We start from the raw sequence: 16,504 nt of genomic DNA on the forward strand, positions 1-16,504 counted from the left end.
CACCGCCCGCCGGGTCGATCCGCCGACGGCGCCGGAGGCTCCCGGCCGGACGGGACACCTGTCCCTGGCGGCCGGGTCGACCCGGCACGTTGACTCTGATCCATGACCTCACTTCCGGACCACTTCCCGGCCCACGTCAAGGGCTCCTACGTCAACTGCGCCGAGTACACCCGCCCGGCCCAACTCACCGCCGTCCCCGACGCCGACCACTTCCCCGCCCACGTCAAGAACTCCTACGTCAACTGCACCGAGTACACCCGCCCGGCCCAACTCACCGCCGTCCCCGACGCCGACCACTTCCCCGCCCACGTCAAGAACAACTACGTCGTCTGCGCCGAGTACACCCGCCCGGCCCAACTCACCGCCGTCCCGGGCGGCGCGGCATGACCGTGCTCGCCACCCCCGGGCTGGACCGCGTCTGGCAGGAGTGGCTGGTCGAGAACCTGGCCATGGGCGCCCCCGTCGAGCAGGCACGGGCCGCCGCCGTCGCCGCGGGCGCCGACGCGGACGCCGTCGACGCGGAGCTGCGCGAGCTCACCGCCCACCCGTACTTCGCCGTGTGCCGCCGCCTCGCGCTGCGCTACGACTGGATGGAGTCCGTGCTGGACACCTACCGGACGCTGCGCAACAGCGACGGCGGCGGCACCCTGGAGCGCCGTGCGGGCATCACACCGGAGGAGTTCTTCGCCCGGTACTACTTCGGCCACCGGCCCGTCGTGCTGGACGGCCTGATGACGGACTGGCCCGCGCTCGACTGGACCCTCGACGGCCTGGCCGCGGCCTGCGGCGACGCGGTCGTCGAGGTGATGACCGGGCGGGAGGCCAACCCCGACCACGCCTGGCAGTACGACCGCCACCGCACCACCATGCCGTTCCGCGACTACCTGACGCTGCTCCGGTCCGGGACCCGCACCAACGACTACTACATGGTGCCCCGCAACGAGAACTGGTCGCAGGCGCTGCGCCCGCTCGCCGCCGACGTGCGCCCGCCCGAGGGGATCGTGGACCCGGCTGCCCTCGGGCATCTGCTGCTGGGCCCGGCGGGCACGGTGACACCGCTGCACGTGGACAACAGCACGGTACTGCTGTGCCAGGTGCTCGGCCGCAAGCACGTACGCCTCGTGCCCTCGTACGAGCGGCACCTGGTCTACCCGCGCGGCGGGACGTTCAGCGCGGTCGACGCCGCCCGACCGGACCTCACCCGGCACCCCCGGTTCGCCGAGGCGACCGTGCTGGAGACCGTCCTGGAACCGGGGCAGATGCTGCTCGTCCCCGTCGGCTGGTGGCACTGGGTGCAGGCCTTGGACGTCAGCGCCACGGTCACCTTCCACCACTTCCGGGTTGCCGGGCAGAACCACAAGATGGCGACCCCGCCGGCCGCGGGCCAGGACGAGTGACGCCCCCGGGGCCGGGCCGCCGACCGGCTACGCCGCCGTGACGTGGCGTGACCATCCGTGCGCGTACCCGGGGTGGGTGGCCCGGGTCGGCGCGGGCGGCCCGCCCCTCGCGGGTGCCGGCTCAGCGCAGCGGGTCGAACGGCGCCAACTCCGGCGGCACCTCCCCCTTGAGCACGGTCTGGGCCATCAGCTGCCCGGTGACCGGGCCGAGCGCGATGCCCCACATGCCGTGGCCACCGGCGACGAACACCCGTGGGGAGGCGGTGACGCCCGCCAGCGGCAGCCCGTCGGGGGTGCAGGGCCGGGAGCCGACCCACTCGTCGCGCCGGTCGTCGAGGTCCACGCCGGTCAGGAACGGGCGGACGGCGTCCACGATGGCGGTGATCCGCCGTGGGTCGAGGGGGTCGCCGGGACGACGGAACTCCATCATCCCGGCCACCCGCAGCCGATCGCCCAGCGGCGTGCACGCCACCCGCTGGGTCGGGAAGTAGAGCGGGCCGCGCGGCATCTGCCGGACCGGCACGCTGAAGCTGTAGCCGCGGCCCGCCTGCACCGGCTGTCGCACGCCGAAGCGGGCGGTCAACCCGCCGAGCAGCGCGCCGGTGGCGACGACAACGGCGTCGTGCTGTCTCTCGTCGGCACCCGAGAGCACCGAGACACTGCCGGACCGGGGCCGCAGGTCGGCCACCTCGACGCCTTCGACGATCTCACCGCCGCGTGCCCGCACCGCCTCGGCGAGCGAGCGCACGAACTCGGGCGGGTCCAGGTAGCGCTGCCCGTAGATCTGGATGGCGGCGGCCACCCGGTTGGTCAGCGCCGGCTCCAGGGCACGCGCCCGCCAGCCGGTGACCGGGTGGAAGCTGACCTCCTGGCCGGCGTCGCGGATCTGCTCCAGCTCGGCCAGCAGGCCCCGCGCGTCGCGTTCCCCGGCGAAGCAGGCCAGGAAACTGCCCGCCCGGGTCGTCTGCGCGGCGACCCCGCCCGCAGCCAACACGTCGAACGCCTCCAGGGCCCGCTCGTTCAGCGGCACGTAGGCCGCCATCCCCCGCCGCCACTGCCGTGCCGTGCTGTGCGCCACGAACGAGGTGAGGAAGCGCGCCAGGCCACGGTCGGCACGCAGCGGCAGGTACACCGGCGACCGGGGGCTGAGCACCGCCCGCAGCCCGTACCGCAGCACCGCCGGTTCCGGCAGCGGCGCGGTCAAGCCCGGCGTCAACCACCCGGCATTGCCCCAGGAGGCCCCGGAACCCACGTGGTGCCGCTCGTACACCGTGACGTGCACGCCCGCCTCCTGCAGGAACCAGGCGGTGGACAGACCCACCATCCCTGCCCCGACGACCGCAACGTCACGCGGTGCGTCGGCCACGAACGCCGGCGCGTGCTGCTGCTCGGGTTCCGGTGACATTGCCTGCTCCTTTCCTGGGGCGGGCACACGCCCGGCCGCAGATGGCCCAACCATGGCCGCGCGCCGCCCACCCCGGCCAGGGCCGCCACCGGTCAAGCTGGGCCTGTCGTCTTGCCGGCGCCCGGCAATCCGTGGTGGTGGCGCCGGGTCGCGCCGCCGGCTCACCGGCGGGTGGACGCGGCGTCGCAGCGCGGGCAGAACCTCGCGCCGGGCCGGTGGGCCAGGTACTCGATGGGGATGTCGGTTCGGCATCGCCGGCAGGTGCCGTACCGGCCCTGTTCCAGGTGGCGCAGGGCGCGGGCGAGGTCGTCGAGCGCGCGACGCGACGCGGCCGTCAACGCCGCGGTGGTGTCCGTGTCGGCCGCCGGGTGGTCGGGCTGGGCGCCCTGCCGGGCGAGCAGGGCGAGTTGCGTGTGGTGTCGCGCGTACTGTTCCTCCAGCACCATCCGCAGCACGTCAAGGTCGTTCTGTCGGCTGACCGAACGGATCCTCGTCCCGTTCTCCGCTCGTGGGAACCGAGGCGCACGAGGGGCGGCGGCGGTCATGATCCGGGTCCGGTCTGCGGTTCGGGGTCGGGGATGCGGTGGTCCGGGCCGTCGGTCACGTCGACGATGTCCAGGATGCCGAGCAACCCGGCGAGCGCGATCGCCTCGGCGCGGGTCAGTGTCAGGCTGCAACTGCTGTCCGGGTCGCTGCCGTCGTCGTGCACCAGGTCGCGACGGCCGCTGGCGTGGTGGGTGACGACACCCACCCTGCGCCCGCGCTCGGTGGTGAAGCAGTGGCGCATTCCGATACCGGGCAGTGGGGTGTGTTCGACTTCCATGGGGGCAGCTCCGCAGAAGGTGTGACGGGTGAGGCGCGGTTGGGCTGGTCGGCGGCCACGCGGGGCTCGCCGACGGTCGGCCGCCGGAGCCGCCGTCCACCCGGCTGACGTGCCGAGATCGGTGGGTGGATGACTCCGGTGCCGGCCGGACCTGCCGAGGTCTGGCAGGTCAGCGGGGCCGGCAGGACGCGGGCAGCGGGCAGCGGGCAGCGCACGGCGCCGGCAGGTGTCGACGCGGGCCGCCGCCGGCCCGGACGACGACCAGGCCGGTCGCGGCCGGTGCGCGGGGAGCAGGGGTCAGGCGACGGCGAGCTGCGGCGGAGCGCGGTCGGCGGACCAGGCCGGCACACAGCCCGGCACGGCGCGACGACCCAGTCGGAAGACGATGCACAGGCCCACCGCCCGTGCCGCGCAGAGGACGACCACGAGCACGGCCAGCACGAACAGCGTCGACAGCGGTCTGCGCTCGCCGACGCCGAGGTAGGCGTGCCCGGCGTGCATGCGGCGACTATAGCCCACCTCCCGGGCCGTGCCCGATCGCCGTTTGGGCCGGCCGCCGACCGTCGGGCGGGCGGCGTTCAGCCGGCGGTCGGCAGGGGCTGCGCCGGCCAGTTGAGGGCCTTCGCGCCGAGCACGGCCGCCTGCAGGGTGAACCGGTGGGCGGGGTCGGCGGGGTGGTAGCCGGTCAGCCGCCGGACGCGGTCGAGCCGGTAGGTGACGGTGCGTACCGACACGTGCAGGCGCTTGGCCGACTCGGTGGCCACCGCCCCGGTGTCGAAGTACTCCCGCAGGGTGTCCAGCAGCGGCTGGGCACCGCCCCTGGCGTCGGCCAGCGGGCTGAGCACGGCCTGCACCAGGTCGACGATCGCCGGCTGATCGCGCAGCAGCACCCGGTAGACCAGCAGGTCGTGGGCGTCGACCACCGGGGCGTTCACCTGTAGCCGTTCGGCCATCGACAACGCCTCGCGGGCCTCCTCGTAGGAGCGGGCGATGCCGTACAGCCCGGGATGGGCCCGGCCCACCGCGACCCGCCACGCATCCCCGCGCGGCAGCCGGGTGAGCTCCCGGTGCATCAGCCGCCCCAGCTCACCGCGCGGCTCGGAAACCGGTGCCACCAGTTGCGCGGTGGCCGCGTCGGCCGGCGCGATGACCACCAGCAGGCCCTCCTTGGTGGCCACCAGCACGTCGCGGTCGCCGAGCCGGTCGAAGATCACCGACTCCAGCGCGCTGATCGCCGCGTCGGCGTCGGGCAGCCGGCGGCTCGGCGCGGCCAGCGCCACCCGGTGCGCCCGGGCCAGGTCCAGCCCGAACGGCTCGGCCCGTTCGACCAGCGTGCCCAGGTCGGAGTCGCCGCGCAGCAGGTCGTCGACGAGCTCGCGCCGCAGCGCCTCCTCCCGGCGCACCAGGTCGCGTCGCGCCACCGCGTAGCCCTCGGCGAGGGTCGCCACCGCGTCGTCGACCACCTGCAGCACCGCGGTCGCCGCGACCCGCACCGCCTCGCAGTCACCCGAGCGCGCCACGGCCGGCAGGTCGTGCCACAGCCGGCGGGCCGCCGACAGGTACAGCTGCACCACCCGCCCCGCCGATATGCCCTGTTCCGCGGCCCGCCTGCCGAGCGCCTCCACCACGTCCAGTTCCTCGCGGCGGGGGCGGCGTCCGTGCACCGCCGCGTCGGCCAGCATCGGCAGGTACTCCCCCAGCAGTCGCACGTCGATCCCGCCGGCGTCGCGGCTCGCGCCCGCGGCCACCTCGGCCAGCCAACGGTCCTCGGGCGCGACGGCAGCCCCGGGACGCCGGCCGGTCGACCGGGTGTTGTCCGCCATCGCGCCTCGCCTTCACGCCTGACCGCCACCGGCGCGCTGCGACTCCGGCGGCAGCGCCGCCAGCCGTCCCGCGCGACCCACGGTCGGCCCGGCGGGCGGGATCGACCGGACGGCCCGGCGCTTCGTTGCCGGGTACCGGCAGTCTAGCTCCGGCTGCGGGCCCCCCTGTCGGGATTGCCCAGGCGGGGAGCCCGCGGCGTCTGCTACGGTTTCCCCCGCGTCCTCGATCAACACACCGGCAGGGAGGTGAGCCCCATGACCCGCACCACCGTCATGTGCTCCCCGCCGGCCACGAGGACGCCGGGTTCCTGAACCGGGGGCACACGCCTCCCGGAAGGACCCCCATGACCGACCTGGTCATCCGCCCGCTCGTCGCGGGCGAGAAGCACCTCTTCGACTCCCTGCCCGACCCCGGGCTCGTCGGACGCGCCGCGTTCGGTCAGACGTACGCCGACGGCACGTACCGCCCCGAGTGGACCTGGGTCGCCCTGCGCGACGGCACCGTGGTCGCCCGCGCCGCCTGGTGGGCCGGACCGGACGACCCGGCCCCGCTCGCCCTCGACTGGTTCGACTTCACCGACGCCGAGGCGGCCGTCGAACTGCTGCGCGCCGCGCCGCTGCGGGCCGAGTACTCGATCTCGCTGCCGCCCGGGTGGCGGGACGCGCCCGCCGTCCGCGCGCAGGCGCAGGCCCGGATCGACGCCGCGACCGCCGCCGGCATGGCGGTGCTCGTCGAGCGCTACCGCTACCGGTGGACCGCCGACTGCGGCCTGCCCGAGCGGCCGGGACGGCTGGAGTTCCGCCCCGAGCCCGACGACACGGTGATCCTGGACGTGCTGCGCCGCGTCGGCGAGGGCAGCCTCGACGCGCACTTCCGGCACGCGGCACAGCGGCACGGCCCGCAGGCCGCCGCGCAGGAGGACCTCGACCTCCTGCTCTGGATGCCCGGCCCGCGCGACTGGTGGCGGCTGGCGTACACCGCCGACGGGCACCTGGCCGGCATCGCCGTGCCGAGCCGCAACCACACCGACCCGGTGGTGGCGTTCATCGGCGTGCTGCCCGAGCAACGCGGCCACGGCTACGCCTACGACCTGCTCGCCGAGGCCACCCATCTCCTGGTCGAGGCGGGCGCGGACCGGATCGCGGCGGCCACGGACCAGCACAACACCCCGATGGCGGCCACCTTCGCCCGGGCCGGCTACCCGATCGAGTACGAACGCGTCGACCTGGTGTGAAGCCCGCTCCCCGGTCCGTCCTCGTGGCGGACCGGGGCGGCCAACGACCGTCCCGTCGCCCCGGTCGCGGGCAGGTCTGCGGGGTGCCGGCGCGCCCCGAGGACGAGCACCGCCCGGTCGCCGGCGGCACGCGCCACAGCCGGCGCGGCGTCAGTCGTAGTGCTGGAACCGCTGCCACAGCACCGACCAGGGCTGCCGCGGCTGGCGGCAGACGGTGATCGGCCGCCCCTGCTCCTCGTTGGCGATGTCGAGTCCGTGGTCGAGGCGGGCGACGGTCTCGCACGAGGCGAACCAGGTACGCATGACACTGCCGTCCTCGCCGAGGCCGACGAGCACGACCACCGTGCCGCCCTCGCCGGGGGCCGCGATGCGGTGCAGCTCGTTCTGGCCGCTGTAGAGCCGGTCGACGGGTAGCCCCAACGCGGGGCCGTACCGGTGGATCGCGCCGTGCTCCCCGTAGTTGCCGGTGACGATCACCGCCCGCGCGGCGTCCGGCGGCGGCAGGGCGGCGTAGACGTCGGCGACCTGCCGGGTGTAGGCAGGCCAGCCGATCTGGTCCCGGGTGCCCTGGTTGACCTCCGCGACACCGATGCGTTCCTGCACCGACAGCGGGAACACCGGCAGGGCGAACGCCACCGCCCCAATCGTGTTCAGGGCCAGTGCCGCCGCGAGCACCGCCCGGCGGGCGGCCCCTGTCGCCCACCCCTCGACGACCCTCGCACCGATCGCGTACAGGGCCAGGACGAGCCCGACGGTGTAGTAGGGCTGCGCGGCCAGCGCGAACAGCACCACCAGCAGCAGGCCGTACCCGAGGGCGAGCGCGCGGACCGGCCGCAGCGCCGGCCGGCGCAGGAGGGCGACCAGGCCGGCGACGACGACCGGCACCAGCGGCAGGCCGACGACCACGAACTGGAACGGCGCCAGCAGGACGCGCGCCTCGGCGCCCTTGTTCGCCCGCAGCGCGTCCGCCATGGCGAGCTGCGGGAAGCCGTTGGCCACCTGGTAGACCAGGTTCGGCAAGCCGATCAGCAGCGCGGCCAGCGCCCCCGCCCACAGCCAGGGCGAGCGCAGCGCCGACCGCGGCCCGGCGACCAGCACCGCCGCCACCAACACGGCCAGCAGCAGCACGATCAGCAGCTTGAACCACAGCCCGACCCCGACGGCCACGCCGGCGGCCAGCCACCAGCGGGGCTCGGCGCGCAGCAGCGCGCGCAGGGCGAACAGCAGCACAGCCAGCCAGATCACCATGTCCACCGACGCGGTGAGCAGGACGTGGCCGAGCAGCAGCACGAACGTGCCGGCCGCGCCGCACGCGGCGACGCTCTGCCCGAACCGGCCGGCGCCGGCCTCCCGCGCGACCAGGGCCAGCAGCACCGCCACGGCGACCGCCGCCAGCACCGCCGGAACCCGCAGCCCCCACACGCTGTCCCCGAAGACCTCCACCGCGGCGCGGGCGAGCAGCGGCGTGCCCGGCGGCTGGTCGACGTAGCCCCACCCGGGGTGGAAGCCCAGGAACCGGAAGTACAGCTCGTCGCGGTGGTAGCCGTACCCGTCGGCGGTCACCGCGAGCAGGCCCGCCACCACCGAGGCCACCAGGGCGACGGGCGCCGCGGCGAAGGCGGGCACGGCGGGCCCCGGGCGGGGCACATCGGACGGCGGACGAAAGGTCACCGGCAGCGTCACGACCCTCACCGTAGAGCCTGGAACCCACCGACGTCATCGTCCGGCGGGCCGTCGCCCGCGCCCGGCTCGGACAGCGGGGCGGCGGGACGGGGTACGTGCCCGCCGGGGGCACGTCTGCCCGGCTTGGGGCGTTGCCGGCAACATAGACGTGCATTACTATACCGATGCCCGGGAGGCGACCATGGCGTCACCGGTCCGTCGCGGACCGTCAGCGCGCCGACCGGCTGCGCCCCGGTCCCGCCACGCCACCACCACCGAAGCGATCGAACGGCGTCAGCAAGACACCATCCCGCGAGCAGGGGATGGGGAAGGGCGGAGGATGAGCGGGATCGCGTCCCTGGTCATCGGCATCGCCTCCTCACCGGCGCACCGCCGGCAACTCGCGCAACTGTTCGGCGGCACCGAGGCGTTCCTGATCGTGTCGAGCGTGGACCAGGCGCGGCGGTTCCTCGGCGTGGTCCGCCGGCCTGCCGCCGCGGCGTCCGTGCGGGCCGCGCCGGCCGAGCGGACCGCGCCGACCGAACCGGTGGCCGACGGTGGCCCGCCGGCGTCGGAACTGAGCATCGACTCGGATCGCCGGGTGCTGTGCTGGCAGGGCCGCGAGATCGACCTGACCCCGCTGGAGCACGACTTCCTGCGCTGCCTGGTCGGCACGCCCGGACACATGTGGAGCTACCAGCGGCTGCACCGCGAGGTCTGGGGCACCGAACACCTGGGCCGGCGCTCCGACATGCACTCCGTGGTCCGCAGGATACGGCGCAAGCTGGTCCGGCTCGGCGCGTCGGCGACGATCCACGCGGTGCGTGGGGTCGGCCTCCGCCTCACGGTGTACTGACCGCGAGGCCGGCACGCCGCTGCGGGACGGGTCCGGCCCGCCTGGTCGGGCGACCAGGCGGGCCGGATCTGTTCGTCAGCGGTCAGTGGTCAGCAACGGATCGGGGACAGGGCGAAGTTCTCCACGGTGGGCGTGGCGGTAGTGATCTTCGTCTGCCGGGTCTGGGGCTTCCAGTCGTCCTTGGCGACGATCATGGTCAGCGGGTTGTTCCGCTTGTCCAGCCAGTAGGCGTACCGGCCCTCGGCGTCGGTGGCGAAGGTCCACGACATCGCCCAGGAGTCGACCTGGACCACCGCGCCGGCGATCGGCGCGCTGGCCCCCTGGCAGCTCGTCCCGGTGACCGTACCCATCAGCTTGCCCCAGGTGGTCGGCTGCTGCGCGGTCATCGTCACCGCCACCGGCGGCACCGTGTACGGGGTGTCCTCCTTGATCAGGATCGACGCCGAGTAGGTGCCGGGCTGGTCGACGGTGGCCGCGATGCCCACGGTGACCGTGACCTTCTGGCCCGGCTCCAGGGTGGCCGCCGTCTTGTCGATCGTCAGCCAGCTGACGTCCGCGGCAGCCTCGGCGCACTCCCCGAACCCGGGCAGGGCCTCGCTGTCCGCCGTGGCGGTGAAGCCACCGGACGAGCCGCCGACCTTGTAGAAGCCGCACGCCGCGCCGCCACGGTACCGGGCGGTGTTGGCGTTGGGCAGGTTCGACCACGAGTTGGTGGCCGGGTCGTAGGCGAAGCCGGCGTTGGTGATGGCACCGCCCTGCGAACCGCCGACGACCAGGAGCTTGCCGTTGGCGACGGCGAACGAGCTGGCCCAGTTGTCGACCGGCGCGTCGGCGATGGCGGTCCAGGCGTTGGCGCCCGGGTCGAAGGCGTAGCCGACCTTCTGCGCCGCCGATCCGTCGTTACCGCCGGTGCAGTAGACGGTGCCGCCGATCCCGCCACAGGACAGGAACGCCACCGACTTCGGGTAGTCGGGCAGCGCCTCCCAGCTGTTGCTGCCCGGGTCGTACCGGACGACGTCGTTCGACATCGGCGTGCAGTTCGCCGTGGTGCACCCGCCGATGGCGTACAGCTTGCCGTCGGCGACCGCCTGACCGGCGGCGGACCGCGGCGCGGGGTTGTCCGCCTTCTCGGTCCAGGTGTTGGCGGCCGGGTCGTACGACCAGGTGGTGCCGTCGGGGCCGGAGGGCCCCCAGCCGCCGGTCACGATGATCTTCCCGTCGACGACGCCCGCCGTCACGGCGTTGCGCGCGCCGGGCAGGTCGGCGATCGCCGTCCAGCTCTGCGCGATCGGGTCGTAGACGTAGTTCTTCGCGGTCGACGCCGTGCCGTTGCCGCCGGCGATCGAGTACACCTTGCCGTTCAGGTTGACCACCCGGTTGTCCATCAGGTTCGTCGGGTAGTCGGCGATGTCCGTCCAGGGCTCGGCCTGCGGGCCGACCGGGGCGGAGGTGGCGGTGCTCGCCTTGCCCGACGCCTGCGCGGCGAACGACGTGGCGGCGGTGAGCCGCTGCGCCGGAGCGCCGGAGGAGCTGAGGATCTGCTGCTCGGACAGGCGGGAGCCGTCGGCCCGCAGCAGCTCGAACCCGTCGTCGCGCTCGCTGAACTGGACCTTGACGGGGGCCCCGCCGGTGTTGGTCACCGTGACGGTCTTGGTGGCCTTGCCGCTGGGCATCCGGACCGTGGCGTTGACCGCGGCCGGTTGCACCGACAGCCGGCCGGCCGCGAGCTGGAAGTTCACGGGGGTGGCCCAGTCGGCCTGGACGTCGACCTGCTTGCTCTGGCTGACGTAGTTGCCGGCCTTGGCGGTGAAGCGGTGCGCGTCGGTCAGCGACGAGAACAGCCAGAAGAAGCCGTCCTGCAGACCGGTGTCGTCGGGGGTGGCCACGGTGGTGGCGGTCTCCGCCGGCCGGTCGTCGCTGGTGACGGTGGCGCCGTTGACGTACCCGTTGTCGTTCTTGTCCCGGACGTGCCCGAGCACCAGGCCGCCGTTGGTCGGCTTGCAGGTGATCTCGCTACCGATCAGCACGTTGTCGACCTGCCACCACCATTCCCAGGACGCCTCGTAGTAGTGGAACCGGACCTTGACCTCCGCCTTGCCCGCGGCCTGCGGGATCGGCACCTCGGTCACCCGCGGGCCGCGGACGTCCGCCGCCTGCCGGAGCACGTTGGCCCAGGTCGCACCGCCGTCGAGGCTGAGGTCGACGTCCGCGCGGTCGGAGTTCAGCCAGTTGTAGTCCTGGTTGAACCGGATCACCGGGGTCGCCACGTCGGTGAGGTCGACGACCGGGCTGACCAGGGAGGTGTCCTGCCGGCCACCGCTGGCGTAGTTGTCGCTGTCGATGATCGCGAAGTGGCCGGTGCCGCCGGTGAGGTTGCCCCGGTCGCCGGCGTCGGCGAAGTCCCACACCTGGCCGGTGCCGGCGTGGTCCACCACCGACCAGCCGGCCGGCACGCGGTCGCCGTCGAAGGTCTCGTACACGCCGTCCGAGCCGTACGTGTACCCGGGCGCCGTGGTGCAGGCGGCGGAGTCCACGGGCACGGCGACGTTGTGGGTGGTGTTGCCCGAGCCGACCCTGACGTCCTTCGTCACGGTCTGGTAGCCCTGGTACTGCGGCTCGACCTTGACCTGGTACGTCGCGCCGGCGGGGAGCGTGAAGCTGTACCGGCCGTTGGCGGGCGTGGTGTAGTCGGACACCGGCAGGCCCACGACGCTGACCTTGGCGTACAGCGGCCAGCCGTGTCCGGAGCCGTCGGTGACCGAGCCGCTGACCGTCACGCTCGGCACGGCGGCCAGGGCGACGTCGAGCGTCGTGGTCACGTTCTTGGTGACCGTCGCCGGCACCGTCTTGCTCCCGTAGCCGAACGCGGTCACGGCGACCTGGTATTCGCCGGCCGGGAGCAGGGTCGAGTACGTGCCGTCGGTCCCGGTGGTCAGCTCGCGGGTCGCCGGGCCGGTGAGGGCCAGCGTGGCGCCCGGCAGCGGGGCGCCGGCCGCGTCGGTGACCTTGCCGGCCAGGGTGCCGGTGTCGCCGATCGGGGCGGCGGCGAGCAGGGCGAGCGCGTCCAGTCGACCCTCGCCGTAGACGTTGTTGTCGTCGGCGGTGCCGCCGCACTGGGTGTCGGCCTTGTCGATCGCCGAGTCGTCCAGCAGGGCGCGCGTCGCGGTGACGTCACCGACCAGCGCGGGCGCCGCCGACCACAGCAGCGCGACCGCGCCCGCGAGGTGCGGCGCGGCCATCGAGGTGCCGCTGAGGCTGCCGTAGCCGTTGCCGGGAACGCTGGAGCGGACGTTGACGCCGGGCGCCGAGATGTTGGGCTTGATGTCGCCGTTCTGCCCGGTCCCCCGGGAGGAGAAGCTGGCGATCGTGTTGTTGACGTCGTACGCGCCGGTGGAGTAGTTGCTGCTCCGGCTGCCCGGTGAGCCGCTGGTCTGGCAGGCCGGGCCGTTGTTGCCGTTGGACCAGGTCCCGAAGATGCCGGACGCGGCCCAGGCCAGCGTCACGTCCTCCATGAACGGGTCGTTGGAGGGGGTCCGGGTGCCCCACGAGTTGTTGATGATGTTGGGCCGCTTGCTGGCGTCCGGGTTCTGGCCGTCGAGGTCGGTGGGCTCGAGCATCCACTGACCGGAGGTGATCAGTGCGGCGTCGCTCGGGCAGCAGCCGTTGGCCGCGATCCACCTGACCCCGGGCGCGACGCCGATCTGGTTGGCGTCGGCGGAGCCGGCCATCGTGCCCATGGTGTGCGTGCCGTGGCCGTCGCCGTCACAGGGCGCGCTGGCGCATTCGCCGGCGGCGTCGAACCAGTTGTAGTTGTGGTCGAAGGTGCCGTCGCCGTTGTTGCCGCGGTAGGCGCCCACCAGCGCCGGGTGGTCGAACTGCACCCCGGAGTCGATGCTCGCCACCGTGATGCCCGCGCCGGTGACGCCGTACTGGGACCAGACGTCGTCGGCGTTGATGTTGGCGATGCCCCACTCGAGGGCGTTCGCCGCCTTCTCGTCGCTGCCCTTGGTGACCTTGGGCAGCTCGTAGGCCGTCGAGGCGTAGACGCCCTCGACCTCGGCGTGCGCGGCGAAGTTCTGCGCCATGCTCAGGGAGCCGCTGCTGACCTTGATGGCGTTGGTCGCCCAGAAGGACTGGTACTTGGCGCCCGAGCCGTCGAGCTCGGCCCGGACCTTGGCCTGGCTGTCGACGGCGCTCCTGCGCAGCGCATCGGCGACGGCGGCGCCCCGCTTGGTCCAGTCCTTGATCGCGCTGGCCTTGCTCAGGTCGGCCCGGTCGGTGAAGCGGATCCAGAAGTCGCTCTCGCTCTTGGCCTGGAGCTGGCTCATCAGTTCGGGTCGGATCTTCTCCGCCGACGCGGACGCGTCGGTTCCCCCCGGAGCGGCCTGTACGCCGGAGCCGGTTGCCGCCAGAGCTGTCGCGGCGAGGGCGATCGCCGCGCCCGCGCTCGCCAAGCGCCTGATCAGGCGCCTCCCGTGTGGACGTCTCAGCATCGGTGCTGTCTCCTCCAGAAACGACCCGCGGTCAATCGAGCCATGGCGAAGGGTGCAGACGACCCATCTCCCGTCTGGATCACACCGGAACGAACCCCCCAGGCCCCCCAGGCGCCGAGCGGGTCACGCCGGCTGCCTGTGTGGACACTATGATCGAAAAAGGTGAACGATCAAGCACGCCACGTGAGCAACTTGTCGCTAGGAGTTGCCTGCTTGACGACGGGTTTGACAATTACTGTCACGGCCATGACCAAGTCGGGCAGAAACTGCCCATCGTTTTCCGGGTGGGTGCGGTGACCGAGGACGACAGCACGACGCCGGACGGGTTCGACGAGACCGCCAGCCCGTTCCCGCTGGTGATCGCGGTGACACCGTCACCGGCCGAACGGATCCGGCTCGCCGAACGCCTCGACGGCATCGCGCCGCTGCTGCTGGTGGCCGACCTCGACGAGCTGCGCAGGCTGATCGCGGCCTCGCAGCCGCCGCCCGGCGCGGCGGCGGGGGCCCGGGCCGCCGCACCGGCGCCACCGGAGGACACCCTGCGGATCGACCCGGCCCGGCTGACCGCCCGCTGCCGCAACCGTGAGGTCTCCCTCACCCGGCTCGAACACGACCTGCTGGCCTGCCTGGTCACCGAGCCGGTCCGGGTCTGGAGCTACGCCGAGCTGCACCGCTCGGTCTGGCGGGCCGAGGGACGCCAGCGCACGGCGGACGTGCAGTCCCTGGTGAAGCGGTTGCGGCGCAAGCTCGGCCAGATCGGCACCGGCGTCACCGTCGTCGCGGTACGCGGTGTCGGGCTCCGGCTGACCGACCACCGACAGCCGAGGGTCAGCGGCGCGTGACGGTTGACCCGCCACCGCGGAGCGCGGTCACCAGTCGGCGCGCCCGTTCACCCGGCGTCCGTCCCGGGAACAGGCGTGAGGGCCGCCGGTGTCGCGGCGGCCCTCACTGGTGGTGCGTCGATCAGACGATCTCCACCCCGTAGACGCTCAGCGCCTCGGTGACCGGCTGGAAGTAGGTCGTCCCGCCGGAGGAGCAGTTGCCGCTGCCGCCCGAGGTCAGGCCCAGAGCGGTGCTGCCGCTGAAGAGCGCGCCGCCGCTGTCGCCCGGCTCGGCGCAGACCGTGGTGCGGATCAGGCCGGTGACCGTACCCTCGGCGTAGTTCACCGTGGCGCCGACCGCCTCGACGGTGCCACCGTGCAGGCCCGTGGTGCTGCCGGAGCGCTGCACCGACTGCCCGGCGAAGGCGTCGGCCGCGCCGGTGATGTCCTGTGTGGTGCCGTCGTAGAGGTAGACGCTGCCGTCGGCGGCGGACGCGTTGCTGTGCTGGACGATGCCGTAGTCGTCGCCGGGGAAGCTGCCGGTGCCGCCGGAGCCGAGCGGGCTGCTCTGCCCGGAGTCGGCGTACCAGTTGGCGGCGATGGCGGTGCAGTGCCCGGCGGTGAGGAAGTAGTAGCTGTCGCCGCTGCGGACGTTGAAGCCGAGCGAGCAGCGACCGCCGCCCTCGGCCCAGATGGCCTCGCCGCCGGCGGCCCGGGTGCTGAGCTTTCCGGCCTCCCGTTCGATGCGGACGGTGCCGCCGAGCCGTTCGGCGACGCCCTCGACGCGCTGGAGCTTCGCGCCGGTAACGGTGCTGTCGACGGAGACGACGACCTGGTTGGTCGCCGGGTCCGTCCACCACGCGGTGCCGGGGATCCGGGCGGAACTGTCGAGGGTGGCGGTGGCGCGGGCCAGGTCGTCCGCACCACGGGCGACGAGCTTCGGGGTCGCGCCGGCCGCGCGGACCTTTCGGGCGGCGGCGGCGTCGGTCACGGTGACGACCATGGTGCCGTCGGCCTGGGCGTACGCCCCGCCGGAGCGCTCGCCGAGTGCGGCGGCGAGCGCGGTGGCCTGGTCGGGGGAGGCGTTCTTCGCGGGTGCGGCCTGGGCAGGAGCGCTGGTCAGCGCGCCGACGACCAGGGCGCCGGCCACCGAGATGGCGGTGACGTGGCGCAGCGGGGACCCGGAGAGTCGCATGTGGATACCTCCTGGAGCTGAGCACGGGCTGCCCTCTCGGGTAGCCCCGGGCAACCGATCGGCCGGTGAGACCCACCCGATCGGAGGCGTCGAAGTATTCATAGATTTAACAATGATTGCAAGAGTGACGGTTGGCCGGAATCGGCCACTTCTCACAGCTTGGGTCCCGACAGCCCGACGAGCGGCATGTCGGATGATTGGCGGCTATTCGCCGAGACTTCGCAGGTCAGCAAGCCCGGTCGGCAACCCCGGTCGGGCCGGTCCGCGCGCCTGTCCGACCGGATGGCGGGACAGGATCGATTCCGGCGAAAATCGCCGCCGGCGCTGGCTGCTCGGGCACCCTCGGCGGGCCGGGCCGCCCGCCGCGCTCGCGGCCGGCCGGGCCGTCCGGGGCACCGGCACGGCCCCGCCCGGGGCCGTCAGGTCCGGCCGGCCGGTGCCACAGACCCGTGGCACCGCCACGGCGGAGCAGCCGGACGAGCACCTGGTCGTGCGCTACCAGCACGACGGCGAGAGCGTGCCGGTGGGCGACGACGAACAGCAGCCCTGATCGCGCCGCCCGACCGGACCGGCGCAGATCGTCGTCGGCGGCCACCGACGCCGCGCCGGCAACGCGGGGACGCCTGGGCTGCCTTGCCGCACCTCACCCGTGTCCGGTAGGGGTCGCGGGGGCGATGCCCCCAGTCTGGTCACGAGTGGTCTTCATATTCTCCTTGATCGGGTTTACGCTCTGCCTCTGTCCTGAAGTGAATCACTGTGGAGGTTCCCGTGAAGAAGATGACCGTCCGCCGCAC

General features: G+C 73.5%; 13 protein-coding genes. 5 read left to right on the forward strand and 8 right to left on the reverse strand.

Going from position 1 to position 16,504, the window contains the following annotated elements:
- Positions 1-102: 102 nt before the first annotated feature.
- Together C5N14_RS08570 and C5N14_RS08575 are read left to right on the forward strand one after the other, a co-directional pair.
- The gene (locus tag C5N14_RS08570) at positions 103-387 is read left to right on the forward strand and encodes a hypothetical protein (RefSeq protein WP_117667273.1); all 285 of its coding nucleotides are present in this window, start codon (positions 103-105) and stop codon (positions 385-387) included.
- The gene (locus C5N14_RS08575; RefSeq protein ID WP_207892658.1) at positions 384-1,397 is read left to right on the forward strand and encodes a cupin-like domain-containing protein; all 1,014 of its coding nucleotides are present in this window, start codon (positions 384-386) and stop codon (positions 1,395-1,397) included. Before C5N14_RS08570 ends, C5N14_RS08575 begins: the two co-directional genes overlap by 4 nt.
- Before the next feature lie 121 nt (positions 1,398-1,518).
- Here C5N14_RS08575 and C5N14_RS08580 read toward each other — a convergent pair whose 3' ends face one another.
- The 5 genes from C5N14_RS08580 to C5N14_RS08600 all read right to left on the reverse strand — a co-directional run bounded on the left by C5N14_RS08580 (position 1,519) and on the right by C5N14_RS08600 (position 5,448).
- The gene (locus tag C5N14_RS08580; RefSeq protein WP_117667275.1) at positions 1,519-2,802 is read right to left on the reverse strand and encodes an FAD-binding oxidoreductase; all 1,284 of its coding nucleotides are present in this window, start codon (positions 2,800-2,802) and stop codon (positions 1,519-1,521) included.
- 161 nt (positions 2,803-2,963) lie between these two features.
- On the reverse strand, positions 2,964-3,248 hold the full coding sequence (locus tag C5N14_RS08585) for a TraR/DksA C4-type zinc finger protein (RefSeq protein ID WP_128763540.1): 285 nt from the start codon (positions 3,246-3,248) through the stop codon (positions 2,964-2,966).
- 95 nt (positions 3,249-3,343) lie between these two features.
- Complete coding sequence (locus C5N14_RS08590; RefSeq protein ID WP_117667280.1) at positions 3,344-3,625, reverse strand: potassium transporter TrkA; 282 nt, start codon at positions 3,623-3,625, stop codon at positions 3,344-3,346.
- Positions 3,626-3,922: 297 nt separating this feature from the next.
- On the reverse strand, positions 3,923-4,126 hold the full coding sequence (locus C5N14_RS08595) for a hypothetical protein (RefSeq protein ID WP_117667282.1): 204 nt from the start codon (positions 4,124-4,126) through the stop codon (positions 3,923-3,925).
- 77 nt (positions 4,127-4,203) lie between these two features.
- On the reverse strand, positions 4,204-5,448 hold the full coding sequence (locus tag C5N14_RS08600; protein ID WP_117667284.1) for a CdaR family transcriptional regulator: 1,245 nt from the start codon (positions 5,446-5,448) through the stop codon (positions 4,204-4,206).
- A gap of 344 nt (positions 5,449-5,792) precedes the next feature.
- Between C5N14_RS08600 and C5N14_RS08605 the strand changes: the two genes are divergently transcribed.
- Positions 5,793-6,683 (forward strand): GNAT family N-acetyltransferase, encoded by an 891-nt coding sequence (locus C5N14_RS08605; RefSeq protein ID WP_117667286.1) that lies wholly within the window; start codon positions 5,793-5,795, stop codon positions 6,681-6,683.
- Positions 6,684-6,833: 150 nt separating this feature from the next.
- Here the strand turns inward: C5N14_RS08605 and C5N14_RS08610 are convergent, their stop codons facing one another.
- Positions 6,834-8,366, reverse strand: coding sequence for a glycosyltransferase family 39 protein (locus tag C5N14_RS08610; protein ID WP_243639318.1), 1,533 nt, complete (start codon positions 8,364-8,366; stop codon positions 6,834-6,836).
- Positions 8,367-8,685: 319 nt separating this feature from the next.
- Between C5N14_RS08610 and C5N14_RS08615 the strand changes: the two genes are divergently transcribed.
- Positions 8,686-9,201: a winged helix-turn-helix domain-containing protein gene (locus C5N14_RS08615; RefSeq protein WP_117667288.1), complete on the forward strand. Its 516-nt coding sequence runs from the start codon at positions 8,686-8,688 to the stop codon at positions 9,199-9,201.
- Between the two features lie 89 nt (positions 9,202-9,290).
- Here the strand turns inward: C5N14_RS08615 and C5N14_RS08620 are convergent, their stop codons facing one another.
- Positions 9,291-13,655 (reverse strand): S8 family serine peptidase, encoded by a 4,365-nt coding sequence (locus C5N14_RS08620; RefSeq protein WP_243639321.1) that lies wholly within the window; start codon positions 13,653-13,655, stop codon positions 9,291-9,293.
- A gap of 332 nt (positions 13,656-13,987) precedes the next feature.
- Between C5N14_RS08620 and C5N14_RS08625 the strand changes: the two genes are divergently transcribed.
- On the forward strand, positions 13,988-14,536 hold the full coding sequence (locus C5N14_RS08625) for a winged helix-turn-helix domain-containing protein (RefSeq protein ID WP_243639323.1): 549 nt from the start codon (positions 13,988-13,990) through the stop codon (positions 14,534-14,536).
- 121 nt (positions 14,537-14,657) lie between these two features.
- Here C5N14_RS08625 and C5N14_RS08630 read toward each other — a convergent pair whose 3' ends face one another.
- Positions 14,658-15,710 carry a S1 family peptidase gene (locus C5N14_RS08630; RefSeq protein ID WP_117667294.1) on the reverse strand — a complete coding sequence of 351 codons (1,053 nt, stop codon included), beginning with the start codon at positions 15,708-15,710 and terminating at the stop codon, positions 14,658-14,660.
- Between the last annotated feature and the right edge of the window lie 794 nt (positions 15,711-16,504).

Source organism: Micromonospora sp. MW-13 (assembly GCF_003434305.1).
Taxonomy (GTDB): Bacteria; Actinomycetota; Actinomycetes; order Mycobacteriales; family Micromonosporaceae; genus Micromonospora.

What these genes read in the sequence shown, in the direction of transcription:
- C5N14_RS08580 (WP_117667275.1), bottom strand. Translation starts at nt 2,802, where the DNA reads ATGTCACCGGAACCCGAGCAGCAGCACGCGCCGGCGTTCGTGGCCGAC.
- C5N14_RS08575 (WP_207892658.1), top strand. Translation starts at nt 384, where the DNA reads ATGACCGTGCTCGCCACCCCCGGGCTGGACCGCGTCTGGCAGGAGTGG.
- C5N14_RS08630 (WP_117667294.1), bottom strand. Translation starts at nt 15,710, where the DNA reads ATGCGACTCTCCGGGTCCCCGCTGCGCCACGTCACCGCCATCTCGGTG.
- C5N14_RS08615 (WP_117667288.1), top strand. Translation starts at nt 8,686, where the DNA reads ATGAGCGGGATCGCGTCCCTGGTCATCGGCATCGCCTCCTCACCGGCG.
- C5N14_RS08595 (WP_117667282.1), bottom strand. Translation starts at nt 4,126, where the DNA reads ATGCACGCCGGGCACGCCTACCTCGGCGTCGGCGAGCGCAGACCGCTG.
- C5N14_RS08590 (WP_117667280.1), bottom strand. Translation starts at nt 3,625, where the DNA reads ATGGAAGTCGAACACACCCCACTGCCCGGTATCGGAATGCGCCACTGC.
- C5N14_RS08585 (WP_128763540.1), bottom strand. Translation starts at nt 3,248, where the DNA reads ATGGTGCTGGAGGAACAGTACGCGCGACACCACACGCAACTCGCCCTG.
- C5N14_RS08600 (WP_117667284.1), bottom strand. Translation starts at nt 5,448, where the DNA reads ATGGCGGACAACACCCGGTCGACCGGCCGGCGTCCCGGGGCTGCCGTC.
- C5N14_RS08570 (WP_117667273.1), top strand. Translation starts at nt 103, where the DNA reads ATGACCTCACTTCCGGACCACTTCCCGGCCCACGTCAAGGGCTCCTAC.
- C5N14_RS08605 (WP_117667286.1), top strand. Translation starts at nt 5,793, where the DNA reads ATGACCGACCTGGTCATCCGCCCGCTCGTCGCGGGCGAGAAGCACCTC.